The 26,041-nt window shown below is 72.6% G+C and carries 23 protein-coding genes; 4 read left to right on the forward strand and 19 right to left on the reverse strand.

Annotated features, from left to right (window positions below):
* Positions 1 to 239: 239 nt before the first annotated feature.
* From ACIBKY_RS16270 to ACIBKY_RS16340, 15 genes are all read right to left on the reverse strand, one after another.
* A complete protein-coding gene (locus ACIBKY_RS16270) occupies positions 240 to 998 on the reverse strand; it encodes an SGNH/GDSL hydrolase family protein (RefSeq protein ID WP_397097450.1) in 759 nt (252 codons plus the stop codon).
* Positions 998 to 1,429, reverse strand: coding sequence for a type II 3-dehydroquinate dehydratase (gene aroQ / locus ACIBKY_RS16275; protein ID WP_379618758.1), 432 nt, complete (start codon positions 1,427 to 1,429; stop codon positions 998 to 1,000). The genes ACIBKY_RS16270 and aroQ overlap by 1 nt, the downstream gene beginning before the upstream one ends.
* Positions 1,426 to 2,496, reverse strand: a complete 1,071-nt coding sequence (gene aroB, locus ACIBKY_RS16280) for a 3-dehydroquinate synthase (protein WP_397097451.1) — start codon at positions 2,494 to 2,496, stop codon at positions 1,426 to 1,428. Before aroB ends, aroQ begins: the two co-directional genes overlap by 4 nt.
* Complete coding sequence (locus tag ACIBKY_RS16285; protein ID WP_397097681.1) at positions 2,493 to 3,014, reverse strand: shikimate kinase; 522 nt, start codon at positions 3,012 to 3,014, stop codon at positions 2,493 to 2,495. The genes aroB and ACIBKY_RS16285 overlap by 4 nt, the downstream gene beginning before the upstream one ends.
* Before the next feature lie 65 nt (positions 3,015 to 3,079).
* The gene (aroC, locus tag ACIBKY_RS16290) at positions 3,080 to 4,261 is read right to left on the reverse strand and encodes a chorismate synthase (RefSeq protein ID WP_397097452.1); all 1,182 of its coding nucleotides are present in this window, start codon (positions 4,259 to 4,261) and stop codon (positions 3,080 to 3,082) included.
* A gap of 43 nt (positions 4,262 to 4,304) precedes the next feature.
* Positions 4,305 to 4,940 (reverse strand): prepilin peptidase, encoded by a 636-nt coding sequence (locus ACIBKY_RS16295; protein ID WP_397097453.1) that lies wholly within the window; start codon positions 4,938 to 4,940, stop codon positions 4,305 to 4,307.
* A 62-nt stretch (positions 4,941 to 5,002) separates the two neighbouring features.
* Positions 5,003 to 5,530 carry an SseB family protein gene (locus tag ACIBKY_RS16300; RefSeq protein WP_397097454.1) on the reverse strand — a complete coding sequence of 176 codons (528 nt, stop codon included), beginning with the start codon at positions 5,528 to 5,530 and terminating at the stop codon, positions 5,003 to 5,005.
* Between the two features lie 60 nt (positions 5,531 to 5,590).
* Positions 5,591 to 6,514: an LD-carboxypeptidase gene (locus tag ACIBKY_RS16305; protein WP_397097455.1), complete on the reverse strand. Its 924-nt coding sequence runs from the start codon at positions 6,512 to 6,514 to the stop codon at positions 5,591 to 5,593.
* Positions 6,511 to 7,509: an ABC transporter ATP-binding protein gene (locus ACIBKY_RS16310; RefSeq protein ID WP_397097456.1), complete on the reverse strand. Its 999-nt coding sequence runs from the start codon at positions 7,507 to 7,509 to the stop codon at positions 6,511 to 6,513. The genes ACIBKY_RS16305 and ACIBKY_RS16310 overlap by 4 nt, the downstream gene beginning before the upstream one ends.
* Positions 7,502 to 8,458: an ABC transporter ATP-binding protein gene (locus ACIBKY_RS16315; protein WP_397097457.1), complete on the reverse strand. Its 957-nt coding sequence runs from the start codon at positions 8,456 to 8,458 to the stop codon at positions 7,502 to 7,504. The genes ACIBKY_RS16310 and ACIBKY_RS16315 overlap by 8 nt, the downstream gene beginning before the upstream one ends.
* The gene (locus tag ACIBKY_RS16320) at positions 8,451 to 9,272 is read right to left on the reverse strand and encodes an ABC transporter permease (protein WP_397097458.1); all 822 of its coding nucleotides are present in this window, start codon (positions 9,270 to 9,272) and stop codon (positions 8,451 to 8,453) included. The genes ACIBKY_RS16315 and ACIBKY_RS16320 overlap by 8 nt, the downstream gene beginning before the upstream one ends.
* Positions 9,269 to 10,225: an ABC transporter permease gene (locus ACIBKY_RS16325; RefSeq protein WP_397097459.1), complete on the reverse strand. Its 957-nt coding sequence runs from the start codon at positions 10,223 to 10,225 to the stop codon at positions 9,269 to 9,271. The genes ACIBKY_RS16320 and ACIBKY_RS16325 overlap by 4 nt, the downstream gene beginning before the upstream one ends.
* A complete protein-coding gene (locus ACIBKY_RS16330; RefSeq protein WP_397097460.1) occupies positions 10,218 to 12,041 on the reverse strand; it encodes an ABC transporter substrate-binding protein in 1,824 nt (607 codons plus the stop codon). The genes ACIBKY_RS16325 and ACIBKY_RS16330 overlap by 8 nt, the downstream gene beginning before the upstream one ends.
* Before the next feature lie 114 nt (positions 12,042 to 12,155).
* The gene (locus ACIBKY_RS16335) at positions 12,156 to 13,247 is read right to left on the reverse strand and encodes a ring-opening amidohydrolase (protein ID WP_397097461.1); all 1,092 of its coding nucleotides are present in this window, start codon (positions 13,245 to 13,247) and stop codon (positions 12,156 to 12,158) included.
* A complete protein-coding gene (locus ACIBKY_RS16340) occupies positions 13,248 to 14,162 on the reverse strand; it encodes a carbamate kinase (protein WP_397097462.1) in 915 nt (304 codons plus the stop codon). It abuts the gene before it with no gap.
* A 74-nt stretch (positions 14,163 to 14,236) separates the two neighbouring features.
* Between ACIBKY_RS16340 and ACIBKY_RS16345 the strand changes: the two genes are divergently transcribed.
* From ACIBKY_RS16345 to ACIBKY_RS16360, 4 genes are read left to right on the forward strand one after another with little or no spacing between them, the layout of a single operon-like run.
* Entirely contained in the window at positions 14,237 to 16,849 is a 2,613-nt protein-coding gene (locus ACIBKY_RS16345) for a tetratricopeptide repeat protein (RefSeq protein ID WP_397097463.1), read from the forward strand.
* Positions 16,839 to 17,498 (forward strand): alpha/beta fold hydrolase, encoded by a 660-nt coding sequence (locus ACIBKY_RS16350; protein WP_397097464.1) that lies wholly within the window; start codon positions 16,839 to 16,841, stop codon positions 17,496 to 17,498. Before ACIBKY_RS16345 ends, ACIBKY_RS16350 begins: the two co-directional genes overlap by 11 nt.
* Before the next feature lie 17 nt (positions 17,499 to 17,515).
* A complete protein-coding gene (locus ACIBKY_RS16355; RefSeq protein WP_397097465.1) occupies positions 17,516 to 18,466 on the forward strand; it encodes a hydroxyacid dehydrogenase in 951 nt (316 codons plus the stop codon).
* Between the two features lie 45 nt (positions 18,467 to 18,511).
* The gene (locus tag ACIBKY_RS16360; RefSeq protein WP_397097466.1) at positions 18,512 to 19,594 is read left to right on the forward strand and encodes an aromatic acid exporter family protein; all 1,083 of its coding nucleotides are present in this window, start codon (positions 18,512 to 18,514) and stop codon (positions 19,592 to 19,594) included.
* Here ACIBKY_RS16360 and ACIBKY_RS16365 read toward each other — a convergent pair.
* The 4 genes from ACIBKY_RS16365 to ACIBKY_RS16380 form a co-directional block, all read right to left on the reverse strand.
* Positions 19,581 to 20,816, reverse strand: coding sequence for a hypothetical protein (locus tag ACIBKY_RS16365; protein WP_397097467.1), 1,236 nt, complete (start codon positions 20,814 to 20,816; stop codon positions 19,581 to 19,583). The two genes, ACIBKY_RS16360 and ACIBKY_RS16365, sit on opposite strands and share 14 nt — an antisense overlap.
* The gene (locus ACIBKY_RS16370; protein WP_397097468.1) at positions 20,813 to 24,643 is read right to left on the reverse strand and encodes a PQQ-binding-like beta-propeller repeat protein; all 3,831 of its coding nucleotides are present in this window, start codon (positions 24,641 to 24,643) and stop codon (positions 20,813 to 20,815) included. Before ACIBKY_RS16370 ends, ACIBKY_RS16365 begins: the two co-directional genes overlap by 4 nt.
* Before the next feature lie 231 nt (positions 24,644 to 24,874).
* A complete protein-coding gene (locus ACIBKY_RS16375; protein ID WP_397097469.1) occupies positions 24,875 to 25,411 on the reverse strand; it encodes a carboxymuconolactone decarboxylase family protein in 537 nt (178 codons plus the stop codon).
* 61 nt (positions 25,412 to 25,472) lie between these two features.
* Entirely contained in the window at positions 25,473 to 26,024 is a 552-nt protein-coding gene (locus ACIBKY_RS16380) for a peroxiredoxin (RefSeq protein ID WP_379613558.1), read from the reverse strand.
* Positions 26,025 to 26,041 lie beyond the last annotated feature (17 nt).

The raw sequence follows: 26,041 nt of genomic DNA on the forward strand, positions 1-26,041 counted from the left end.
CGTGGGCGTTTGGTGGGGGTCCCTCTAGGGGGCGGTGGCCGTGGTGTGGGGGGCCCGTAATGGTTTGGCACCCTTTAAGTGTTCAGGGGGTTGGTGGGGGGGGGGGGGGCCCCCCCCCCCCCCCCCACCACGCTCCCTCGGTCAGCACAAGCCGGGTCAGGCACGTCGCCGTGCGCTGCCCCTCTGGTCCCGACGGGAAGAAAGCCTAGGAGCCGGCGCTTTCGATTGCCTTTTTCGCCCTATGACCAGGGGGTCAGGTCGGGGCGCTTCGGGAGGACGCCATCGCCTGAGCTGGTTCCCCGCAGGCGGCGGGTGACCCAGGGCATCAGGTGCTCCCTGAGCCACTGGGCGTCCTCGCGCCGCTTGGCGCGGGGGTCCAGGGCGCGCTCCGGCCACTCCTTCTGCCACGACTCGTCGAACGGCACCCCGAGCACGTCCAGGACCCGGGCGGCGACCAGGCGGTGGCCGTCCTCGTTCATGTGGAGGCGGTCGGCGCTCCATGCCCGCCAGTCGCGCAGCCCCTGCATCGACCACTGGTCGACCAGGCGGCAGCCGTACAGGTCGGAGATGGAGCGTACGTGCAGGTAGAAGACGGCGAACTTGCCGCGCATGTGACGCATCAGCGGTGTGTCGCGCGGGTCGACGCCGGTGAACAGCAGGACGTCGGCGCCGGAGGCGCGCAGGGTGCGGGCGGCGGCGGCGAGCTTCTTGGCCATCGTGTCGGGGTCGCTGCCGGGGCGCAGCAGGTCGTTGCCGCCCGCGCACAGGCTCACCAGGTCGGGGGCCATCTCGGCGGCGACCGGGACCTGGTCGGCGACGATCTGGTCGATCAGCTTGCCGCGGACGGCGAGGTTGGCGTACCGGAAGGCGGGGTTGTCCACGGCGAGGCGCTCGGCCACCCGGTCGGCCCAGCCGCGGTAGTGGCCGTTGGCGCCGGGGTCGTTCAGGCCTTCGGTGAAGCTGTCGCCGAGCGCGACGAAAGAGCCGTAGTGCCGCATTACTTGCTTGCCATCTCCATGATCGCGTGCAGGGCGAGGACGTAGGAGCGTAGCCCGAACCCGGCGATCGTGCCGGTCGCCACACCGGCCACCACCGAGTTGTGGCGGAACTCCTCCCGCGCCGCGGGGTTGGAGATGTGCACCTCGACCAGCGGCGCGGTGCGCTGGGCGATCGCGTCGCGCAGGCCGTAGGAGTAGTGGGTGAACGCGGCCGGGTTGAGCACGACCGGGATCTTGCCGTCGGCCGCCTCGTGGATCCAGCCGATCATCGTGGCCTCGTCGTCGGTCTGGCGTACCTCGACCTCGACGCCGAGCTCGCGGCCGGTGGCCCGGCACAGCTCGGTCAGGTCGGCGAAGGTCTCGGCGCCGTAGACGTCGGGCTCGCGGGTGCCGAGGCGGCGCAGGTTGGGGCCGTTGAGCACGTAGATCATCCTGCGATCTCCTTGTACGCCGCCGCCAGCAGTTCCTCGGCCGGATCCTCCAGGCGGCCCGGCTTGGCCAGGCCGTCCAGGACGACGAAGCGCTGCTTGGCGCCGCGGTTCTTCTTGTCCATGCGCATGTGCTCACGCAGCTCCGGCCAGGCGTCGGCGCGGTAGGTGGTCGGCAGGCCCACCGAGGTGAGGATGCTCCTGGTGCGCTCGACGAGGTCGGCCCGGCCCGACAGCCGCGACAGCTGGGCGGCGTACATCATGCCGATGGCCACGGCCTCGCCGTGACGCATGAGGTAGTGCTCGTGCCGCTCGATGGCGTGTGCCAGCGTGTGGCCGTAGTTGAGGATCTCGCGCAGGCCCGCCTCGCGCAGGTCGGCGCCGACCACGTCGGCCTTGACCTGGATCTTGCGCTCGATGAGCTCGCGGGTGTGCTCGCCCTCGGGCCGCGTGGCCGCGTCGGGGTCGTCCTCGATCAGCATGAGGATCGTCGGGTCGGCGATGAACCCGCCCTTGATGATCTCGGCCAGGCCGGCCACGTAGTCGGCGCGCGGCATCGACGGCAGTGTCGCCAGGTCGCACAGCACGCCGGCGGGCGGCAGGAAGGTGCCGACGAGGTTCTTGCCCTCGGGGGTGTCGATGCCGTTCTTGCCGCCGACCGCGGCGTCGACCATGGCCAGCAGCGTCGTCGGCACGAGCACGACCTTGATGCCGCGCAGCCACGTGCCCGCGACGAACCCGGCCAGGTCGGTGGTCGCGCCGCCGCCCACGCCGACCACCGCGTCGGAGCGGGTGACGCCGTAGCGGCCGAGCGCGGACCACAGCCCGGCGGCCACCTCGACGCTCTTGGCCTGCTCGCCGTCGGGCACCGGCAGCTCGACCACGTCATGGCCGGCCTTGGTCAGCGCCTCGCAGACCGGACGGGAGATCTCCGGCAGCGTCGAGGGGTGCACGACCGCGACCGTGCGTACGCCCTCGCCCAGCAGGCCGGGCAGCTCGCCCAGCACGCCGGTGCCGATGACGACGTCGTACGGGCTGTCGCCCTTGACGGTGATCCTTCCCGCACTCATGCCCCGAGCCCCTTCACGATCTCCTCGACGAGCTCGGCGGGCTCGCGCCCGTCGGTGGCGACCGTGAGGACGGCCAGCCGCTCGTAGATCGGGCGCCGGGCCTCCATGAGCTTCTTCAGCTGGCTGCGCGGGTTGAGCACCAGCAGCGGCCTGGCCGAGGCGAGCCCGACCCGCTGGATCGCGTCGGTCAGCCCCACCTGGAGGTAGACGACCTGGTGCCCGGCGAGCAGTTCCTGGGTGTCCTCGCGCAGGATGGCGCCGCCGCCCAGCGCCAGCACGCCGTCGTGCTCGGCCAGCGCCTCGCGTACGGCCTCGAACTCCAGCTCGCGGAAGCGCTCCTCGCCGTCCTCGATGAAGATGTCGCTGACGGGTTTGCCGGCGACCGCCTCGACGTCGGCGTCGGTGTCGCGGTAGCCGACCCCGAGTTTGTCGGCAAGCAACCGGCCGAGAGTGGACTTCCCGGACCCGGGCGGCCCGATGAGAACGGCACAACTCATGGGTCGCTCACCACTCCTCATTCGCCGCGCGGAGTGCCTGCCTCGCCGGCCCTCCACTTCGCTCACCGCGTCGGGTTCGCGCTCGTTCATTTGATCACCATCGACGACAGGTAGCCGGACAGGTTGCGGGCGACCTCCTCGACGGAGTCGCCGCCGAACTTCTCGAGCGCCGCGTCGGCCAGCACCAGCGCGACCATGGCCTCGGCCACGATGCCGGCGGCGGGGACCGCGCAGACGTCGGAGCGCTCGTGGTGGGCCTTGGCCGCCTCGCCGGTCAGGACGTCGATGGTGGCCAGCGCCCTCGGGACGGTGGAGATGGGCTTCATCGCGGCGCTGACCCGCAGGATCTCGCCGTTGGTCATGCCGCCCTCGACGCCGCCCGCGCGGTTGGTGATGCGCTTGACGCCGTCCTCGGTGGTGTACTCGATCTCGTCGTGGGCGCGGGATCCGGGACGGCGGGCGGTCTCGAAGCCGTCGCCGACCGCGACGCCCTTGATGGCCTGGATGCCCATGAGCGCCCCGGCCAGGCGGGAGTCGAGGCGGCGGTCCCAGTGGGTGTAGCTGCCCAGACCGGGCGGCAGGCCGTACGCGAGGACCTCGACGACGCCGCCGAGCGTGTCGCCGTCCTTGTGCGCCTGGTCGATGACGGCGACCATCGCGGCGCTGCCCTCGGTGTCGGAGCAGCGGACCGGGTCGTCGTCGATGCGCTGGAGGTCACCGGGGCCGGGCAGGATCTCGGCCGGGGTACGCGCGCCGCCGATCTCGGTGACGTGGCTGACGATGTCGACGCCGAGCGCCTGCTTGAGGAAGCGCCTGGCGACCTCGCCGAGCGCGACCCGGGCGGCGGTCTCGCGGGCGCTGGCCCGGTCGAGGACGTTGCGGGCGTCGTCGAAGCCGTACTTCTGCATGCCGGCCAGGTCGGCGTGGCCGGGGCGGGGGCGCGAGCGGGGCGCGTTGCGCGCCATGCCCTCCAGCTCGGCCGGGTCGACCGGGTCGGCCGCCATGACCTTCTCCCACTTGGGCCACTCGGTGTTGCCGACGCGGATGGCGACGGGGCTGCCCATGGTGCGGCCGTGGCGCACACCGCCGGCGATCGTCACCTCGTCCTGCTCGAACTTCATCCGGGCGCCGCGCCCATAGCCGAGGCGGCGGCGGCGCAGCGCCTCGTCGATGGCGGCCGTGGTCACCTCGACCCCGGCCGGCAGGCCCTCCAGGATGGCAACGAGTTCGGGGCCGTGGGACTCTCCGGCGGTCAACCAGCGCAACATGCCCCCAAGTCTTCCATGCGTGGCAGTGTGCTGATGTCGGTGTTCAGTTGCCGAGACAGAGCGCGCCGAGCGCCCCCAGCAGCATGAACGGCCCGAACGGGAACTGGGTGTCGCGCCCGCCCCGTTTGGTGGCCAGCAGCCAGACCGCGTAGAGGGCGCCGAGCAACTGCCCGCCGAGCGCCGCGGCCACCCACTGCTCCCAGCCGAGCGCGCCCGCCGCCATGCCGATCAGCCCGGCCAGCTTGACGTCGCCGAGGCCCATGGCGGTCGGTCTGGCGAACCACAGCACGCCGTACAGGAAGGCCAGCGCGACACCGCCCAGCAGGGCCCGCGCCACCTCGCCGGTGGGAAGCAGCGTGAGCGCCAGCAGCGGATAGGCGGGCAGCGTGAGCACGTCGGGCAGCCGCGAGGTACGCCAGTCGACGACCGCCAGCGCCATCCCGACGAGCACGAAGAAGAGGTACGGCAGGCCCGCCCGCCAGACCACCAGCGCGCAGATCGCCGCGCCGGCCAGCTCGTACCAGGGCGGGAACCGATACCGCGGCCACCGCGCCAGCGCCCGCCTGGCCTCGGCCCGCGTGTCGGCAGGTTCGGCCTCGAACCCCTCGGCCATCGCCCGCGTGTACCCGCCCCAGAGCAGCCCGGCGAGCGCGCTCAACGCGATGAGGAGGCCGCCCACCCTTGGAGGGTAACCACGCGGCCCCGCCCCGCACAGGCGAAAGAGCCGGCCCGTCGCCAGGGTCAGCCGCGGCGCCAGGGCCAGCGCAGGCCGCGCTTGGGCGGTTCGAGGCGGGCGACGGTGACGCCCTCCGCGGTGGCCCCGGTGGCGACCGCGGCCAGCGCCGCCAGCACCTCGCCCTCGATGACGAAGGACACGGGCCCGGCCACGTCCACCACCACGGCGGCCGCCTTCTCCGCGGCGGCCGCCCTGCACACGTCGAGGGTGCTCACCTGGATCGGCCGCGCGTCGGGCCGCCACAGGGCCAGGGAGCGCGCCGAGGTGAAGGCGAGCACCGCCTCCCGCCCGTCCTGGCCGACGAGCTTGGGCAGCGCCATCTCGCTTTCCTTCTCCTGCCTGAGCCCGTGCTCGCCGACCTCGGAGGAGGTCAGCAGCGCCACCACGGGCACCAGCAGCCGCGCGCCGCTCAGCGCCGACAGCACCTGGGCGGCGTCGGCCTCGCCCGCCGCGTGGGCGGACAGCGCGGCGGCGACGGCGGCGTCGGCGCTGCCGTCGTCATCGGGTACGAGGGGCTGCGGAATGCTCGGCACAACGCACGAGGTTACGCCCTGTCGCGCCGTGCCGCGGCAGGGCGTGACAGGGCACGCGGGTTACGCCAGGGCGGGCTTGAGCAGGGTCAGCACCCCGGCGTCCGCGTCGAGGCGAGCGGGCACGCCGACGGGGTAGGTCTGCATGGGGACGTTGTGGCCGATGTCCGCCCCGGCCAGCACCGGCACGCCGAGGTCGCCGAAGCGGTCGGCGAGCAGCCGTTCCACGTCACCCGGGTCGCCGCACTCGGTGAACGTGCCGAGCAGGATCCCGGCCACCCCGTCGGTGTAGGTGGAACGGCGTAGCTGGGTGAAGATGCGGTCGAGGCGGAAGGTGTACTCGTCCACGTCCTCCAGGAACAGGATGGCGCCCTTGGCCGGCAGCGAGGTGTCGGTGCCCACACTGGCGGCCAGCAGGCTGGCGTTGCCGCCGACGGTGACGCCTTCCGCCACACCGGGCACGATGGCGCGCGCGCCGGCGAACCGCAGCTCGGTGACCGGCGTGGTGATCATGGCCATGAGCTTGTCGAAGGCGTAGGAGCCCGCGCCCTCGTGGAAGGCGTCGCAGGCCACCATCGGCCCGAAGAAGCTGCCCCACCCGAGCTTGACCGCCAGCGCCTCCAGCAGCGCGGTCACGTCGGAGTAGCCCGCCACGACCTTGGGCGCCGCCGGGTCGATCCGCGACCAGTCGACGAGCTCCAGCGTGCGCTGGGCGCCGTAGCCGCCGCCCGCCATGAGCACTCCGGCGTACGCGGGGTCGGCCAGCGCCCTGGTGAGGTCGGCGGCGCGCAGGGCGTCGTCACCGGCGAGGTAGTCGAAGCCGGTCCCGGCCGCCCGCGCGGAGTCGAAGACCTCGGGCTCCAGACCGAACGCCTTGAGCGCCGCGACGCCGCCCGCCAGCTTGGTCTGGTTGCACGGGCTGGAGGCGACGATGACGGCGACCCGGTCGCCGGGGCGCAGGGCGGGCGGGGGGATGAGGCGGTTCACTGAGGTACCTCCGAACAGGCCACGGAATCGGCCGGGGACAGGACGGGCAGATCGATCGTTTCGCATCCGGCGACACGGACGGGACACCTGGGGTGGAAGCGGCACCCCGCGGGCACGCGGGTGGGGTCGGGCGGCTCGCCGGTGAGCACGATCCGCCGGGGCGAGCCGGGCAGGACCGACAGCAGCGCCCTGGTGTAGGGGTGGCGGGGCCGTAGCAGGACGTCCTCGACGGTGCCGGTCTCGACGATCCTGCCCAGGTACATGACCGCGACCCGGTCGGCGATGTTCCAGGCCAGGCCGAGGTCGTGGCTGACCACGAGCGCCGACAGGCCCAGCTCGTCGCGCAGGGACAGGATGAGCTTGAGGATCTCGCCGCGGACGGAGGCGTCCAGCGAGGCCACCGGCTCGTCGGCGACGATCACCGCCGGGTCGAGGGCGAGCGCGCCCGCGATGACCACACGCTGCTGCTGCCCGCCGGACAGCTCGTGCGGGAAGCGGCGGTAGAACTCCTCCGGCGGCCGCAGCCCGGCCTTGGCGAGCGCGTCCCGAACCCGCTCGGTCAATCCCTCGGTGGGCGGCCGTCCGCCCCTGCCGCGCGGCCACCCGGTGTCGTCGGCGGGCGGCGGTTCGTCTCTGCCGCGTGGACGTCGTTTGTTCTCGCCGTGCAGGCGGGGGCCTTCGGCGACGGCGTCGAAGACGTTCTGGCGTGGGTTGAGCGCGCCGCCGGGGTCCTGGAGGACGAGCTGGACGCGGCGGCGGAAGGCGCGCATGCGGCGCGGGTCCAGGGGCTCGCCCTGGTACAGGACCTGGCCGGAGGTGGGGGGTATCAGACCGACCAGCGCCCTGGCCAGCGTGCTCTTGCCGCAGCCGGACTCGCCGATGAGGGCGACGATCTCGCCGGGCCGTACCTGGAGGTTGACGCCGTCGACGGCGCGCGCGGGCGGGCGGCCGCCGCGGGCGGGGTGGACGACGGTCAGGTCGCGGGCCTCAAGCATGGAGCTCTCCCTCCAGCACGCGCACACACGCCGTGGTCCGCTCGGGTCCGCTCGGCCACAACACGACCTCCCCGGTACGGCAGGCCTCCCCCGCGTCCCCGCACCGGGGCGCGAACGAGCACCCCGCGCCCAGGGAGGCCCCGCGGGGCGGATCTCCGGCCAGCCCCACCGGGTTGCGGCGGGAGGCGGGGTCGCCGATGGCGGGGAAGGCGCCGGCCAGGGCCCGGGTGTAGGGGTGCCGGGGGTCGCCGATGAGGTCGCGGGCGGGGCCCTGCTCGACGATCCGCCCGCCGTACATGATGGCGAGGGTGTCGCAGAGCTGGGCGAGGACGGACAGGTCGTGACTGATCATGATGACCGCGATGCCGGACTCGCGCACGAGGCCGGACAGCAGGTCCATGATCTGCGCCTGGACCATCACGTCGAGGGCGGTGGTGGGCTCGTCGGCGATGATCAGGTCGGGGCGGCAGGCCAGCGCCATCGCGATCATGATGCGCTGGCGCTGGCCGCCGGAGAACTCGTGCGGGTAGCCGCGCAGCCGCTCAGGCGGCAGTCCGACGCTCTCCATCAGTTCGGCGGCGCGCTGCCCGGCCTGCTTCCGGGTGGTCTTGTCGTGCAGCAGGATCGGCTCGCACAGCTGCTCGCCGACGGTGCGCACCGGGTTGAGCGCGCTCATCGCGCCCTGGAACACGACCGATGCGGCCGACCAGCGCACGGCGCGCAGGCGGGCCCAGCGGGCGGTCAGCAGGTTCTCGCCCTTGAAGATGACCTCGCCGCCGACCTGGGCGGTCGGGGGCAGCAGGCGCAGGAGGCCGAGCGCCATCGTGGACTTGCCGCAGCCCGACTCGCCGGCCACGCCGAGGGTGCGGCCGGGTTCGAGGGTGAAGCTAACGCCGCGTACGGCGGGCGTACCTCCATAGGCGACGCGCAGGTCGCGGACCTCAAGCATGCTGCACCATCCGGGGGTTGAGCAGGTGTTCCACGGCGCGGCCGGTCAGCGTGAAGCCGAGCACGACGAGCAGGATCGCCAGGCCGGGCGGCATCAGGTACCACCAGGCGCCGGCGGTGACGGCGCCGCCGGAGAAGGCGGTCTGCAGCATCGAGCCCCAGGTCACGCTGGTGGGGTCGCCGAGGCCGAGGAAGGTCAGGGTGGCCTCGGACAGGATGGCCGAGGCGACGGTCAGGGTGCTGGAGACCAGGACGAGCGGCATGACGTTGGGCAGGACGTGCCGGAGCATCACCTGGCGGTTGCCGGCGCCGAGCGCCCTGGCGCGTTCGATGAAGGGCCTGGCCTCCACGGCGAGGGTCTGGGCGCGGACGAGGCGGGCGGTGGCGGTCCAGGAGGTGACGGCGATGGCGATCGTGATGGAGGCGGCGCCCTGGCCGAGCACGGCCGACAGCGAGATGGCCAGCGGGAGGCTGGGCAGGGCGATGAACCAGTCGGTGACGTGCATGAGCGCCTGGCCGACGCGGCCCTGGTAGTGGCCGGCGAGCAGGCCGACGGCGGTGCCGAGCAGGACGGTCAGCGCGGTGGCGATGAGACCGATGCTCAGTGACTCGCGGCTGCCCCAGATGACCAGGTGGAGGATCGAACGGCCGGCCAGGTCGGTGCCGAGCGGGTAGGCGGCGCTGGGCGGGGCCAGGCGCGGCCCGTCGACCCTGACCACGTCGAGCTGGTCGTCGCCGATGTGCAGCGGGGCGGTCAGGGCCAGCAGGGCGAAGGCGGCCAGCACGCCGATCCCCCAGAGGCCGGAGCGCTTCACTGGACCCGTACCCGGGGGTCGAGGAAGCGGTAGGCGAGGTCGGCCAGCAGGTTCATGAGGATCACGCTCGCGCTGAAGATGATGAAGGTGCCCTGCAGGAGCGGCAGGTCGGGGATCTTGAGTGCCTCGTAGGTGAGGTAGCCGAGTCCGGGCCAGGAGTAGACGGCCTCGACGGTGATGGCCCCGGTCACGAGTGTGCCGAGGTGCATGAAGATCATCGTCACGGAGGGCAGCAGCGCGTTGGGCACCGCGTGCTTCCTGCGCACGTCGGCGTCGGTCAGCCCTTTGGCGCGGGCGGTCAGCAGGTACGGGCTGCCGAGTTCGTCGATGACGGACGAGCGCATCACCGTCACGTACTGGGCGAAGACCACCAGCACCATCGTCAGGGCGGGCAGCACCAGGTGCCGGGCGACGTCCAGGACGTGCTCAAGGCCGGTGGCGGCCAGCGACGGGTCGGTCATGCCGCCGCTGGGGAACCAGCCGCTGAACAGCACGAGCAGGATCATCCCGAGCCAGAACGTGGGCACCGACCACAGAGTCAGCGAGGCGCCGGAGGAGACCTTGTCGAACAGGCTGCCGTGCCGCCATCCGCTGTGCACGCCCAGCCAGAGCCCGAGCGCGATGGAGATCGCCGCCGCCGCGCCCATGAGCAGCAGCGTCGGCCCGAGGCGCTCGGCCACCAGCGAGGAGACCGACTGCTGGAACTGCCAGGAGAATCCCAGCTCGCCGCGGAGCGTGTCGCCGGCGAAGGTGAGGAAGCGGTACCAGACCGGCTCGTCCAGGCCGAGCTGGACGCGGATCTGGGCGAGCTGCTCCTCGCTGGTCGGCCGCCCCCTGGTGAGCGTACGCACCGGGTCGGCCGGCATCAGGCTGAAGATCACGAACCCGATGACCAGCGTGACCAGGAAGCTCACCAGGGCCGCGGCGACCTTCTTGCCGAGGTACCTACTCACGGTCGGCCCCGCCCGCGCGGCGACGCCACACGAGCACGCCGCCGAGCACCACGGCCAGGGCGATCCCGCCGGCCACCCAGGTCATGCCGTTCCCGGACCCTTCGGCCCTGGCCGCGGTCGTCGCGGTGGCCGGGGCGGCGTTGAGGTAGCTCCAGAAGGCGGTCTGCGACGGGTAGACGCCGTCGGCGTCCGGCTTGCCGAGCGTGAGGCCGGTGACGGTCTCCTTGCGCGCCACGTCCAGGCCGTCGGCGTAGTAGTAGATCTGGTTGACGTTGGCGGCGTACAGGATCTCCTGCATCTGGGCGATGACCTTGGCCCGCTCGGCCTGGTCGAACGTGGTCAGCTGCTTCTTGAACAGCTCGTCGAAGGCGGCGTCGCAGAAGAAGGAGTCGGTGTTGCCGCCGGTGCCGTCGTCCTTGGGCAGGGTGCCGCAGCTCTGGATGCCCAGCAGGTACGTGGGGTCGGGCCCGGTGGTCCAGGCGTCCATGAGCAGGTCCCAGTCGCCCTTGGCCAGGTCGCTGTTGAGCGCGCTCATGCTGAGCGACTGGATCGTCAGCTTGATCCCGATCTCCTTCATCCAGCCCACCACGTAGCCGGAGATGGCGGCGTCGGCCGCGTCGTCGGAGTGGATGCCGAAGCGGAAGGCGAGCGGCCTGCCGCTCTTCGGGTCCGTACGCACGCCGTCGGCGCCCTTGGTGTAGCCGGCCTCGTCCAGCACCCGGTTGGCCTGCGCCGGGTCGTACGGGGTCGGCTGGGCCGGGGTCCAGAACCACTGTGGCCAGGCCGGCGGCAGATAGCCGTGGCCGAGCCGGCCCACGCCGTCGATCACCTTCGTGACCAGCGTCTGCTTGTCGGTGGCCAGCGCGATCGCCTTGCGCAGGGCGGGATCGCCGAGTGCCGGGTGGCCCGTGCCGATCTTCTTGCCGGACCGGGTGCGGGCGTTGTGGTTGATCTCCAGGCCCATCCAGCCGTTGCCGACCGTCCGCACCGCCGCGATCCCCGGATCCGCCTGGAGCGCCTTGAACTGGGTCGGGTTGACGCCGGCCTTGTAGTCGATCTGGCCGCTGCGCAGCGCCGCCACGGCCGCGTCGCCCGACTTGAAGCTCTGCAGCACCAGGTTGTCGAACTTCGGCGGGCCGAGGACGAACTCCTTGTTGGCGGTGAACTTGGCGTACTGCTCCTGCTTGTACTCCGTCAGCGTCCACGGGCCGTAGCCGACCAGCGGGAAGACGTCGTTCTTGACGTCCTTGAGGTTCTTGGCGAGCGGCTCCCAGACGTGCTTGGGCACGATCGGGATGCCGCTCATCGGGTGGCTCACGTACGGCACGCTCGCCTGCGGCGCCTTCGTCCTGATCACGAGGGTCGCCGGGCCTTCGGCGGTGACCTTCTCGAAGTTGGAGACCAGGGAGCCGTTGGCGGTGCCCGCGACCGCGTCCGTCATGATCAGGTTGAGGGTCCAGGCGGCGTCCTCGGCGGTGATGGGCTTGCCGTCACTCCACTTCAGTCCCTCCCGGATCGTGAACGTCCAGGTGAGCCGGTCCGCCGACGGCTCCCACTTCGTCGCCAGGTACGGGCCGGGCGCGCCGCTGGGGTCCAGGGAGTTCAGCGACGGGTAGACCATGCCGAACGTCTCCAGGGCGCCGTTGAAGAACGCCAGGAACGGGTTGAGCGTGTCCACGCCCGAGCCGTCCATGGCGGCGCGCAGCACGGTCGGCTGCTTGGCCGGCTGCTTGGTGGGCGCCGCCGCGCCCGCGGGAGCCGCGGGCACGGCGAACGCCAGGGTGAGCGCGCAGAGGACGACGCCGATCCGTCTCATGGGGGGTGCTCCTTCCGGTCAGGTGTGAGAATGCTGACCAGATGGAGGGACGACCCCAAGATTCGTGCACGCTTGCGTCCCTGAGCGACGAAAACCTGGTGGGTGCCGGGAAGATCAGCCCAGGTCGGCGATGGCGGCCACCGGGCCACCGCCCGACGGGCCCTGGTGCACCGCGGCCACCGAGACGAACACCGCCGGATCGCCCGTCACCGCCGCCGCCACACCGCCCACGGTCGCCTTGATCTGCCGGTGCCAGTGCACGTCGGAGTCGTCGAGCATGATGTTGCGCCGCCCGCGCACCCGGCCGGAAGGGTCGGCCTCGCACTTCATGAAGACGTTGACCAGCCGCTCGCCCAGGTCCGACGGGTGCGGCCGCTCGGGCAGGTCGAGGCCGCTGTCGCGGATGGCCGCCCAGATGCCGTCGGCGTCGAGGGCGTCCTTCATCACGCTGTGCCCGATGCGGTAGCGCCCGCCGACGCCGCGTACGTTGCCCACGAGCACGATCTGCGCCCGGTCCAGCTCCACGCCCGACGAGCAGGAGGCGACGCTGCTGTAGAGCGACAGGTCGCGGAAGATCTGCTCCTCCGAGGGCATCGCGATCTCCCCGAGCGCCACCGCGATGCCGAGGGCGGTGGTGGCGTTCGACAGGTCCATGGACGGGCCCGTCTCCTCGATCGCCGTGTCCCGGCCGCGGCTCTTGGCGTCGGTGATCGTGGCCAGCGTCAGCAGCGGCGTCTTGGTCTGCACATAGTGGACGTCCGCCGGGTCGTCGATGCCGGCGATCTTCATGGCCTCGCGTACGCCCGCCGCGACCTTCTCCACCATGGCCGGGCGGCCGATGTCCTCGGGCAGGATCACCTCGCTCATGGCTACGCCCACCGTCAGGCGCGGCTCGTCGGAGGCGGGCGCGTCCGCGGTCGTGGCGAAGATCGTGGCGTGCGGGCTCAGCACCCCGTCGGTGCCGCCCGACCACACCAGCGGCACCGAGTCCGGCGCCGGGTGCCCGTGCCTTTCCAGCACCTCGCGGAAGGCGCGGTCGGCCAGGATCCGCGTGTAGTCGTTCACGCCGCCGTTGCCCTCGGTCTTGCCGACCACCGCGAGCACCCGGGGCGCCTCGATCACCCCGTCCGCGATCAGCCGTTCGAGCCCGGAGGCGTCCGTCACGCTCTCGATCGGCACTTTGCGTACCTCGATCGGGTCCGGCATCTATTGCCCCTTCTCCACTTGTGTACCGACATCTCCGTCCAGGGCGGCGGCGATCTCGGGGAGCGAGGTGATCACCGCTCGTTCCCCGCCCGCCGCGACGAAGCGCAGCGCCGCCTCCACCTTCGGTCCCATGCTCCCCCCGGCGAAGTGCCCGGCGGCGTGCAGGACACGCAACTCCGGCACGGAAATCCGGCCGATCGGGCGCGGGTCGGGCCCGCCGTACCCGATCATGGCGTGCGGCACGTCCGTCGCGATGATCAGCACCTTCGCCCGTACGGCCCGCGCCAGCAACGCCGCCGCCAGATCCTTGTCGATCACCGCCTCGACACCGGTCAGGGCGCCGCCCGGCTGCCGTACCACCGGCACTCCCCCGCCACCCGCGGCCACGACCGTGAACCCGGCGTCCATGAGCGTGGTCACCGCGCCCGCGTCGAGGATCTCCAGCGGCTCCGGCGAGGCCACCACCCGGCGCCATCCCCGGGTGAAGCGGCGCCACGTCTGGCCGAGCTTCTCGAAACGGCGCGCCTCGTCCTCGGTGAAGTAGCGGCCGATGGGCTTGACCGGCTCGGCGAAGCCCGGGTCGGCGGGGTCGACCAGCGTCCTGGTGACGACGGTGGCGACGCGGGGACCGAGCGCGTTCATGATCAGGGTGCCGATCGTGGCCTGGGTCTGCGCGCCGCACCAGTCCAGCGGCACGGGCGGCACCACGGCCGCGGCCAGCTGGTTCTTCAGCAGCAGGTTGCCCACCTGGGGACCGTTGCCGTGGGTGAGGATCACCCGGTGGCCGGCCTCCAGCAGCGTGCGTACGTGCCGCATCGCCTCCTCGACCGCCGCGCGCTGGTGATCGGGCGCCGCGCTGCCGTCCGGGGCGGTCATGGCGTTGCCGCCGAGTGCGATGAGTAGCCGTTCCCCCACGCAGGCGACGCTAGCCGAGCGGCTCGGCGCCATTCATGGGCAATGTCTGCCGACGTCGTGATGAGATGTACGGCATGGCGGACACTCCTCGTTCGTTCCAGGATCTCGTACGCCGCCGCCAGAAAGCCGACTTCATCGGCAGAGACGGCGAGCTCGCCCATTTCCGGGCGAACCTCATCCGCCCGCCGGGAGAGCGCAGGCTGCTGTTCTCCATTCACGGAGCCGGTGGCGTGGGCAAGACCTCCCTGCTCGGCCGGCTGCGCGAGGTCGCCGGCGAACACGGCTGGCTGACCGCCGGGGCCGACGAGAGCTGTCACGACGCCGTGGAGGTCATGGCGGCGCTGGCCGTACAGCTGGAGGAGCAGGACGCGAAGCTCAGGCGCTTCACCCAGCAGCACGCCGCCCGGCGCAAGCGCAGGCCCGAGGGCGAACCGCCCGCCGGCGACGTGGCCGGCGCCCTCACCAGGACCGCCACGGAGCTGACCACCGGCGTGGTGAACACGCTCGTCCCCGGCGCCGAGCTGATCACCAAGGCGGTCGACCCCGAGCGGGTCAACCAGCTGCGCCTGGCCACCGCGGACAAGCTGCGCGGCCGCCCGCCCACCGGCGCGCTCACCCCCGCCTTCCTGGAGGGCCTGCGCGAGCTGCGCCGCCCGCTGGCGCTCTTCCTGGACGCCTACGAGGTCACGGACGCCTACCTGGACGACTGGCTGCGCGCCGTCTTCACCGGCCGGTACGGCGAGGCCCCCGCCGAGCTGATCATCACCATCGCCGGACGCCGCCCGCTCGACCCGATCCGCTGGGACCCCTACCTGGGCGTCGTGGCCGAGATGCCGCTCACGCCGTTCACCGAGGTCGAGGTCAGGCAGTTGCTGGCGCAGCTGGACGTCGTGGACGAGCCGGCCGTCGAGGCCATCTGCCGCGAGAGCGGCGGCCTGCCGCTGGCCGTCGCCATGCTCAGCCGCCAGCACAGGAGCGGCGGGGAGCGTCCCCGCGCCGAGGGCGACGCGCGCCTCGACCCGTCGAGCGGCCTGGTCGAACGCTTCCTGAAGTGGGAGCGGGACCCGGCCAGGCGCGCCCTCGTCCTGGACGCCGCGCTGCCGCGCCGCCTCGACGAGGACATCGTGGCGGCGCTGACCGGCGACAACGCCGCCGAGCTGTACACCTGGCTGCACGCCCAGGACTTCCTGACCCGCCAGGGCGGCACCTGCCGCTACCACGACACCGTGCGCCGCCCGATGATCGGCCTCAGCCGCAGCCGCTCCCCGCAGCGCTGGGCGCAGCTGCACGCCAAGCTGGCCGCGGTCTACCGCGAGCGGCGCACCGTGCCGATGGAGGAGGCGTGGGGCGACGAGCGGGCGGAGGGCTGGCTGCTGGAGGAGTGCTACCACCGTGCCTGCGCCGCCCCCGCCGCCGCGCTGCCCGGCCTGCTGGCGGTGGGGGTGGCGGCGTGCGCGCACGGCGTCCCGCAGGCCCGCAGGTGGGCCGAGACGATCGCGGCCGCCGGTGTGGACGCCGACGCGGCCCGGCTGGCCGCGCTGGGGCGGGAACTGCGGGACAGCGTGCCGGAGGGCTGCGACCTGAGCGCCTTCGCCGACCTGCTGCTGCGCCGCCGGGAGCTGCCCGCGGAGCAGCGCAAGCACGTCCACCGGCTACGGGGGCGCGAACACCGCTACGCGGGACGCTACGAGCAGGCCCTGGCCGACTACGACCGCGCGATCGAACTCGACCCCGCCCACGCCAAGGCGCTGGCCGGGCGGGCCGAGACCTTACGGCTCGCCCGCCGCCACGAGGAGGCGCTGGCCTGCTTCGACCGGGCGCTGGAGCTCGCGCCGGAGAACCGGCTCGTCTCCCTCGGCAGGGCCTACACCCTGGAGTCCCTGGAGCGCCACGAGGAGGCGCGCCGGGTACTCGACCTGCTGATCGCGGCCGAGCCGGGCGACGCGGGGGCGCTGAAGGCGCGGGGCCGGTTCTACCTGCTGCGCGACCGGCTGGAGGAAGCCCTGGCCGACCTCGACCTGGCCATCGAGCTCGACCCCTCCTCCTGCGCGGCGCTGACCCACCGGGCGTTTATCCACCTGACGCGCGAGCGTCGCGCGGACGCGCTGGCCGACCTCGACCGGGCGCTGGCGCTGGTGCCCGACGACGTGCTCGCGCTGACCGTGCGGGGGCGGGCCCGCTGGCTCATGAACGATCCGGACGCCGCCCTGGCCGACCTGGACCGCGCGGTGGCGCTGGAACCGGACGACGCCTGGGCCCTGGCCCACCGCGGCGTCGTCCACCAGGACCTCGGCCGCCACGCCGAAGCGGTCGCCGACCTGTCGCGGGCCGTGGAGTTCGAGCCTGGCCACGCCTGGGCGATCGCCTCGCGCGGCGAGAGCCACGAGGCGCTCGGCCGGACCGAGGAGGCCCTGGCCGACCTCGACCGCGCCATCGAGCTGGCCCCGCGCTACGCGTGGGCGCTGTGCAGGCGAGGGAGCATCCGGCTGAAGCGCGCGGAGTATGAGCCGGCCCTGGCCGACTTCACCCGGGCGAGCGGCCTGGTGCCCCGCTACGAGGTGGCGCTGGCCGGGCGGAGCAGGGCGCTCACGCTGCTCGGCCGATGGGAGGAGGCTCTGGAGGACCAGCGTCTCGCCCTGCAGATCGTGCGGGAACAGGCGTCGGTAGAGTCACCGCATGATGCGTGAGACCACGGCGAACGGGTTGAGGATCGTCTACCGGGAGGAAGGCCCGCCCGACGCTCCCCTCATGGTGCTGCTCCACGGCAGGACCGCCAACCACAACGACTGGAACGGCATCATCCAGCACTTCGCCAGGCGCCACCACGTGCTGGCACCCGACCTGCGCGGGCATGGCGACAGCGCCTACCCCGGCACCTACGCCCTGCCGGACATGGCCGGCGACGTCGCCGCTCTGCTCGACGGCCGCAGGGCCGTGGTCGTGGGACATTCCCTGGGGGCGATGGTCGCCTTCCACCTGGCGATGCGCCATCCCGAGCTGGTGGAGCGCCTCGTGCTGGAGGATCCGGGCGCGCCCCTGCCCATGACCGGGCGGGCCGCGCCCGTCCGCGACGACTCCACCGGGTTCGACTGGGAGATGGTGTTCCAGACCGAGCGGCAGTTCGTGGACCCGGACCCGGCGTGGGCCGAGGGGCTCACGCGGCTGTCCGTGCCGGCGCTCGTGCTGTCGGGCGGGCCGAGCAGCCAGATCAGGGCCGAGCCCGTGGCCGAGCTCATTCCGGGCGCCCAGCTGGTCACGATCGACGTCGGCCACCTGATCCACAGGGACGCGCGCGCCGCCTTCCTGGAGGCCGTCGAGGAGTTCCTGGACGCCTGATCGTAGAGTGCTGAGGCATGCGGATCACGGTAAGCGCTTCCCCTGCCCTTCGAGCCCAGTTCTTCCCCGACCTCGATCGACTGCTCGCCCTCGGCGACGTCCGGCTGGTGGACGACCACGCCGACCTGCCCGCCGCGTTGCCCGGCACGCGAGTGCTGGTGACCAGCTGGGGCGCGCCCGCACTGGGACGTGAGCTGCTCGACCTGGCGCCAGACCTGCGGCTGCTGGCCCACACGGGCGCGACCGTGAAACCGTTCGTGACCGGCGAGTCGTGGGCACGCGGCGTCCGGGTCACCCAGGCGGGCGCGGGCATGGCCAGGTCGGTGGCGGAGGCGTCGCTGGCGTTCACGCTGGCGTTGCTCTACCGGATCCAGCGCTTCGACCACGCGCTGCGCTCCGGCGCCGAGTGGGCCGCAGCCTCCCAGGCGCCGCCCCGGCACGAGATCCTCGGCTGCCGGATCGGGGTGGTCGGCGCGTCGCGTACCGGCCGGGCCTACATCGAGCTGGTACGCGCCCTGGGCGCCGAGGTGGCGGTACACGATCCGTACCACGAGGGCTCGGTCGGCCTGGACCAGCTGCTGTCCACGAGCCGGGTCGTGGCGCTGCACGCGCCGGTGCTGCCCGAGACCAGGCACATGATCGGCGCGCGCGAGCTGGCGCTGATGCCGGACGGCGCCATGCTGGTCAACACCGCGCGCTCGTGGCTGGTGGACCAGGAGGCGTTGCTGGCGGAGCTGCGTACCGGCCGGCTCGACGCCGCGCTCGACGTGTTCGACGAGGAGCCGCTGCCCACCGGCCATCCGTACCGGCGGCTGCCGAATGTCCTGCTCACCCCGCACCGGGCGGCCGGCACCGAGGAGTGCTACCGGCGCCTCGGCGACATCGTGATCGGCGAGATCGGCCGCTTCGCCGCCGGCCTGCCCCTGGAGCACGAGGTCAGCGCGGAGATGCTGTCCAGAATGGGCTGATCAGGCGTGACCCTAATGTCACAAAGATCCGCGAAGGTAGGGAGAGTGGGTACGAAGCTCGGCGAGCACATGCGGGAACGGCTGCGCACGTTCGGGCTGATGGCTCCCTCGGTGGCGCAGTGCTCGGTCGGCGCGGCGCTGGCGTGGGTGATCGCCACCCAGCTCCTCGGCCACGCCCGCCCGTTCTTCGCGCCCATCGCCGTGCTCATCTGCGTCGGCGTCGGGCTCGGGCAGCGGCTGCGCCGGGTGATCGAACTGGTCGTCGGCGTCAGCCTCGGCGTCGGCGTGGGCGACCTGCTCGTCGCCTCGATCGGCTCGGGACCGTGGCAGATCGCGCTGGTCGTCGGCCTCGCCATGTCGGCGGCGGTGCTGCTGAACAGCGGCACGCTGTTCGTCGCGCAGGCCGGGTCGTCGGCCGTGCTGGTGGCCACCCTGCTGCCGCCCGGCGACACCGGCGGCCTGGACCGCATGCTCGACGCGCTCACCGGTGGCGTGGTCGGCATCGCGGCCGTGGCGCTGCTGCCCGCCAGCCCCTTCGCCATCGCCGCCAAGCACGCCTCGGGGGTGCTCGACGCGCTGTCCACGGTGCTGGAGAAGTGCGCGGTGGCGATCGAGAAGCGGGACGCGGACCTGGCCGCGGAGGCGCTGGAGGAGGCGCGCGGCACCCAGGCGGTGATCGAGGAGTTCGAGCAGGCGCTGGAGACCAGCAGGGAGATCGCCACGATCTCGCCGCTGCACTGGCACCGCCGCGCCCGCCTGAGCCGCTACGAGAGCGCCGCGGTGCCCGTGGACCTCGCGCTGCGCAACTCCCGGGTGCTGGCCCGCCGGACGCTGGCCGCGCTCGGTGAGGCGTCGCCGCCGCCGGCCACGCTGGCCACCTCGTTGCGCGAGGTCTCCGAGGCGGCCCTGCTCCTGCAACTGGAGCTCGGCGCGGGCCGTGAACCCCAGCTCGCCCGGCAGGCCCTGCTGGCCGTGGCCGCCCGCCAGCGCCCGGAACGGCTGGGCTTCTCCGCCGACGTGATACTCGCCCAATTGCGCTCGATCGTGGTCGACCTGCTCCAGGCCACCGGCATCAGCAACGAGGAGGCCACGGCCGCGCTGCCCCCGCTGGACTTCACCCAGCCCTGACCAGCTCCAGCCCGGCCAGCGCCGTGCTGCCCATCCCGCCGGCCAGCACCAGCAGCGCCGCCGCCAGCGGAACGTGGCGGGTCCAGCGGTGCCGGGTCACCACACCGAGAAGATCACTCCCACGCAGTACGGCCAGCCCGACCGCCGACAGGGTGAGTGCCATGCCCACCCCGAAGGCGGCGACCAGCACGAGCGCGACGAACGCCCGGCCGGACAGCAGACCGGTCAGCAGCAGCAGGAAGGCCGACGGCGAGGGCAGCAGCCCGCCGGAGACACCCAGCGTGACCAGCCCGCGCCGGGTGAGCAGCGACCCCTCATGACCGTGACCATGACCATGACCGTGACCATGACCGTGCCCATGGCCGTGACCATGACCGTGCCCGTGGCCGTGACCCTGGCCGCGCAGGTGGCGGTACACCAGCCCGCCGCCCACCGCCAGGACCGCCGCCGCCCCGGCCAGTTGCAGCCAGCGCGTCACCGCGCCCAGGTCGGGCGCGTTGTCCACGGCCAGCCACCACACCACCGCCAGGACCGCCACCGACACCGTGTGCATGAGCGCCACGACGCCGCCCAGCCGCACCGCGTCCATGGGCCTGGCCTGCCCGCCGAGCAGGTAACCGGCGGTCAGCGTCTTGCCGTGCCCGGGGGCGCAGGCGTGGGCCGCCCCCGCCACCAGGGCCACCAGCAGCGCCAGCGGCAGGAACCGGTCGATCAGCGACGGCAGGTCCGTGGTGAACGACGTGGAGGTGGCCGTGACGGCGGTTCCGCTGAGCCGTACCGGATGGGCGGGCGCGTCGGCGGTGTGGAGCGCGCCCGAGCCCGACGGCGTGACCGACACCGTGCGGTAGGCGACGTTGAGGTCGTGCAGCAGCGTCACGCTCACGCGCAGCTCGTCGGCCGCCCGCGGGCAGCGGAAGCGCAGCACGGCGCCCGTCGTGGCCAGCGCATCGGTGCGGACCTCGGTCACCGGGCAGTTCGCCGCGCCCTGCCGCACCGTCACCCCACGCCGGAAATATCCGTCGAGGGCGGGCACGGCCTTGGTCAGCGCGGCGATGTCGTCGGCCGCCGCCGACCAGGTGATCTCGACCGCCGGGCCGTCGGCGCGGATCTTCGCCACGGGCGGCGGGCCGAAGGGGTGTGCCCACCCCGGACCCGCCGCCCCCAGCAGGATCAGCGCCACCGCGCCCGCGACCGCGAGCAGGCGAGCCAATCCCTTGGTCATCTAGCCGCCAGCGCGTGCAACGACCCGTCGTCGCTGAGCGCGAACACCGTGTTCCCGCTCACCGACAGCGCCGATGCGACCCCGCCGCCCAGGTCGTAGGCGGCCAGTCGCCGTCCCGTCGCCCGGTCCAGGGCCACGACCCGGCCGTCCCACGTGCCGGCGTACACCGTGGTCTCGGTGGCCAGGGCGTGCGCCGCGGGCGAGCCGGGACCGTTGGCCTTGCACGAGGTGCCGGAACGCCACGGGTCCTCCATCGGGCTCTCGCCCGGCAGGTAGCCCGTGGGGGTCTCCCACAGCGTCTTGCCGGTCGCGCCGTCGTAGGCGCGGACCATGCCGTCCTGACTGGCCACATAGGCGAGGTCGCCCCAGGTCGCCGGGCTGGTCACGGGCGGCGGGCCGTACTCGCAGACCGCGGCCGTGCCCACCTTGGCGTGCCAGCGCACCGCGCCGTCGGCGCCGTGCCCGCGCGTGCCGGTGGCGGTCGTCGTCACCAGCCCGGACGCGCCGAACACCGGCGAGGACTGCGAGAAGATGTCGCCCCCGGTGTCCACGCTGGACAGCTGCTTGCACGTGGCCAGGTCCATCGAGATCAGCGACTGGCTGGAGCCCGAGTGCAGCCACGCGGTGGTCGAGCCGGGCTTCCTGATCGCGGTGCTGTGGAACTCGCCCCACGCGACCGGCGCGTTGAAGCCGCCGGGCAGCCGCTCGCCGGTACGGGCGTCGCGGCAGCGCACCCCGTCCCACTCGTGGTAGACGGCGACCGCGCGTCCACCGGGCAGGTCGAACACGCTGACCGGCCCGCCCGCACGGCCGTAACGCCGCACGGTGCCCTGCTTGACCTCTTCCGCGTCGATGGTCTCCCACGCCACCCTGCCGGTCCGCTCGTCCAGCGCGTAGACGCGCCCGACGCCCGTCGTCAGGTAGACCTTGCCGCCGTGCACGGTCGGGAAGGACTCGGCGTCGCCGTCGAGGTAGGTGCGCCACAGCTCGCGTCCGGTGCGCGCGTCGTAGGCCAGCATCATGCTGTACGGCGAGGCGAACGCCTGCGAGGCGACGATCACCCTGCCGCCCGAGACGGCGGCCCCGTTGAGGTGGAACTGCTCACCGGTGTTCGCCGCCCACCGCAGATCCAGGGCGGTGCCCGGGTCGTCGGTGGAGGCCGAGCGGCCCTGCTCGTCGCCGCCCTGCCGCAGCCAGTCGCTCTTGGGCTCCGGCCGCGAGACACGGGAGTCCGGCCGTACCTCGAAGGTGGTGCGCACCTTCGGGAACGGCTTGCCCTTGCTGTCCCTGACGGTCAGCTCGGCCGTGTACGAGCCCGGGTGCAGGCCGGTGATCCGGTCGCTGACCCGCGTCCACGACACGTGCGCCTTGGGGCAGGACTCGCCCTTGTAGCAGTTGACGATGCCCCTCGGCCGGGTCTCCTCCCCGAAGCGCAGGCGCTCCCGCTTCCAGACGACCCTGCCGTTCTTGAAGCGGACGGTCAGCTCGGCTCTTTCCGGCGTGCGGCCGTCGTCCTCGGCGTAGATCTCCAGCGGTACGCCCGCCTTCTTGCCGTGGACGCTGCCGGTCGCCGGGCTCACCAGCGAGACGTCGTCGTTGACGCCGAACTGGCGGTGCACGCCGGTGACGTAGCCCTTGTCCCTGCCGGTGATCGCGCCGAAGTCGAGGATCTTGTAGTCGGGCCGCGCGGCGTCGATGCCGTACATGCCCATGTTGTTGACCTCGACGGAGCGGGCGAACGCGCCCCGGCGGTACTCGGCCTGCTGGTTGTGCCCGGCGGCGAACATCCGCACGTCGTACTTGGCCAGCTCGTCCACCGTGGGCTGCATCCCTGCGCCCGGACCCCAGCGGGTGAACAGCGACCGGTGCGCGAACACGAACACCTGCTTGCCCACCGCGTGCCTGCGCAGGTCCTCGCGCAGCCACTCCAGCTGCGGGGCCAGGCCGCGGGTGTCGTAGTTGTCCTCCAGCACGACGATGTGCCGCCCGTCGCGGTCGAAGCTGTACCACTCGGGGCCGACGTTGCGCCGCCAGTACTCCAGGCTGCCGCCGTACCCGACGGAGGTGGCGGTGCCGCCCACGTCGTGGTTGCCGATCACCGGGTAGAACGGGTGTCCCAGCTTGCCGTCGCGCAGGCCGTTCCTGAGCAGGTCGTACCCGCCCTGGCGGCGGGCGGCGTCGGCGTAGTCGGTGACGGTCAGGTCGCCGGTGGTGATGGTCAGCGTGGCGCCGTCCACCTCGGACATCGCCTTGACCTGGCCGGTCCAGCGCGGAGCCGCGTTCTGGTACTCCTCGTCGGTGCGGTTGCCCACCTCGACGTCGGAGACCATGAGCCACTTCTCCTTCGGGTCGGCCGCCGCCTTGGTGGGCACCAGGGCGAAGTCGACGCCGGTCTGCTGGTCCAGCTGGCGGAAGAAGCGCGGGATGTAGTCCTCGCGCAGCACCGGCTGGTAACCGTCGGGGGAGACGACGTAGACCATGTCGGTCTCACGGCGGTTGCGGTCGACCTGGATGCTGTAGGTGCCGTCCGCCGCGGTCGTGGCCCAGTTGGCGCCGTCGGTCACGGACACGCGGGGGAAGCCCGCTTCGCCGCGGTCCTTGGCGCCGTTGCCGTTCCTGTCCTTGAACACCGTCCCCGTGATGGTGACGATGTCGGCGCTCGCCCCGGCCAGCGTGAACGTCGCCGGGTCGCTCAGCGACTCGTAGCCGTCGTCGAACATGAAGTAGGCGGTCCAGGAGCCCTCACCGAGCGCGGTGGTGGGGATCGAGACCGTGCCGGACCCCTGCGGCGCCCGCACCCACACGCGCGAGGCCACCGCGCCGGGCTTCTCGCCCGGTCCGTAGACGCCGATCCAGTTCAGGGCGTTCACCCTGTCCGTGGAGTAGCTGAAGGTCACCGGCTGACCGGCCTTGGGGTCGGTCGTGGTCATCTTGAGCGTCCCGGCCGCCGCGTCCGCGCCGTCCGGGCTCGGGCTTGGGCTCGGCGTGGGCGTGGCCTGCGCGGTGCCTTCCGGCGCCGCCGTCTCCCCGTCGGGCGTCTCCCCGGCCGTCGTCTCCCCGTCGGGCGTCTTCCCGTCGGGCGTCTTCCCGGCCGTCGTCTCGGCAGCGGGCGGCTCGGCGGCGCGCGTCTCGGCGGCGGGCCGGTCGGCGGCGGGCTCGGGGCTCGCGGCGATGGCCGCCTGCGGGGCGAGGACCGCGACGCTCACGGCGAGCGCGATCGCCGCCCTGCTCCGCCACGTCCGCCGCCTGGTGTCCGCCGTGGCTCCCCGTCCGGTGTCCGCCGTGGCGCCCCTTCCGGTACGGCGCGGCAGTACCACCACCAGGAGCGCCAGCATCGCCAAAGCGGTCAGCACGCCCACGACGACCGGCCACACGGCGCGGACCGGAGCGTGCGCGCCGGTCACGTCGATCACCGGCGCGGCGGCGTTCACGTTGGCCGCCGTGCCGTCGAACTCGGCGATCACCTCGGTGAACCCGCCCCGGTCCAGCAGGGGCGCCAGGTCCAGCGCGTCCACCGCGCACGACCAGGCCAGCTCGACCACCACTCCCCCGGGCACCCCGCCGCCGTCACCCGGGACGCCGTGGGCGCTGACCGGGCAGGGCGTGGGGAGCAGCGCGGAGGCCCACGCGCCCGCGCCTTCCGGACTGACGACGTCGCGGTGGACGATCAGCCGGCCGCTGGTCACCCCGTCCGAGGTGGCCACGACGAGTTCCGCGTGCTGCCGGGTCAGGTGCGCGGAGGCCGGGCCTGCGCACAGCGCCACCCCTGCCGCGACCGCCAAGAGCAGCACGATGGCTTGCCACAATGACGTTAATTGTCTAGACATGTTCGGCAGCGTAGGGAGCGACCTCTCCAACGGAGAAGAGGCATTATCCAACCGCCCTGGATAATTCACCGCGCTCCCACCGGACGTTCACCTCAAGGGTGAGGCGACGATCCGGCATGCTGGTGGACTCCTTGGCCGGTCATCGCCTACGACGCCCAGGACCGTCCCACGGTCAAGCACACCTGAGAACGGGACGCCCGTCACGGGCGTCCCGTTCGTGAAGCGGGGTGGTCAGACGGCGACCAGCGCCGCCTCGGCCTCAAGCGTCGCGGCGGTGGCGGCCACCACCGCGGCCACGCGCAGGGCCTCCTGGATCTGCTCGCGGGGCAGGCCGGAGCCGCGCAACACCTGTTCGTGCGACTCCAGGCAGCGCCCGCAGCCGTTGATCGCGGACACGGCCAGGCACCACAGCTCGAAGTCGGCCCGGTCCACGCCCGGGTTGCCGATGACGGTCATCCGGAGCTTGGCCGGCAGCGTGCCGTAGGTCTCGTCACCGATGAGGTGCGTGGCCCGGTAGTACACGTTGTTCATCGCCATGATGGAGGCGGCGGCCTTGGCGGCCGTGAACGCCTCCTCCGACAGGTTCCGCGCGGCCTCTTCCGAGACCTCGGCGATGACCCGGCCGGACCGGGCGGCCAGCGCGCACGCCAGCATCGTCCCCCAGAGCTGCTGGCCGGTCAGCGACGAGGTGGTCGTGACCGAGCCCAGGTTGAGCTTGGTGTCCTTGGCATAGGCCGGAAGGGCCTCCTTCAGCGCCGCGATACTCATGCGCCCTCCTCGGCCGGTCGCGTAGGCATCAGATTGCTGTGTCTCATGGGTCGCTCGCTCCCTAGGCGCCCAGCAGCGCCTTGGCGTCGAGGCCGCGCTCGCCCTTGTTCCAGTTGCACGGGCACAGCTCGTCGGACTGCAGCGCGTCCAGGACCCGCAGGACCTCCTTGACGTTGCGGCCGACCGAGCCCGCGGTCACCATCGTGAACTGGATCTCGTTGTTCGGGTCCACGATGAAGGTGGCGCGCTGGGCGACGCCGTCGGAGCCGAGGATGCCGAGGTCGGCGGAGAGCTCGCGCTTGATGTCGCTCAGCATCGGGAACGGCAGGTCGCGAAGGTCCTCGTGGTCCTTGCGCCAGGCGTGGTGCACGAACTCGGAGTCCACGGACACGCCCAGGACCTGGGCGTCACGGTCGGCGAACTCCTCGTTGAGCCGGCCGAACTCGGCGATCTCGGTCGGGCAGACGAAGGTGAAGTCCTTCGGCCAGAAGAACACCACGCGCCACTTGCCCTCGTAGGTCTTGTGGTTGATCTCCGCGAACGCCTTCTCGGGGTCGAGGTCGACGCAGGCGGTGAGTTCGTACTCGGGGAAGTGGTCACCGACGGTGAGCAAGTGCGTGTCTCCTTGGA

Origin of the sequence: Nonomuraea sp. NPDC050394, from assembly GCF_044459065.1 — a bacterium.
Classification (GTDB): domain Bacteria; phylum Actinomycetota; class Actinomycetes; order Streptosporangiales; family Streptosporangiaceae; genus Nonomuraea.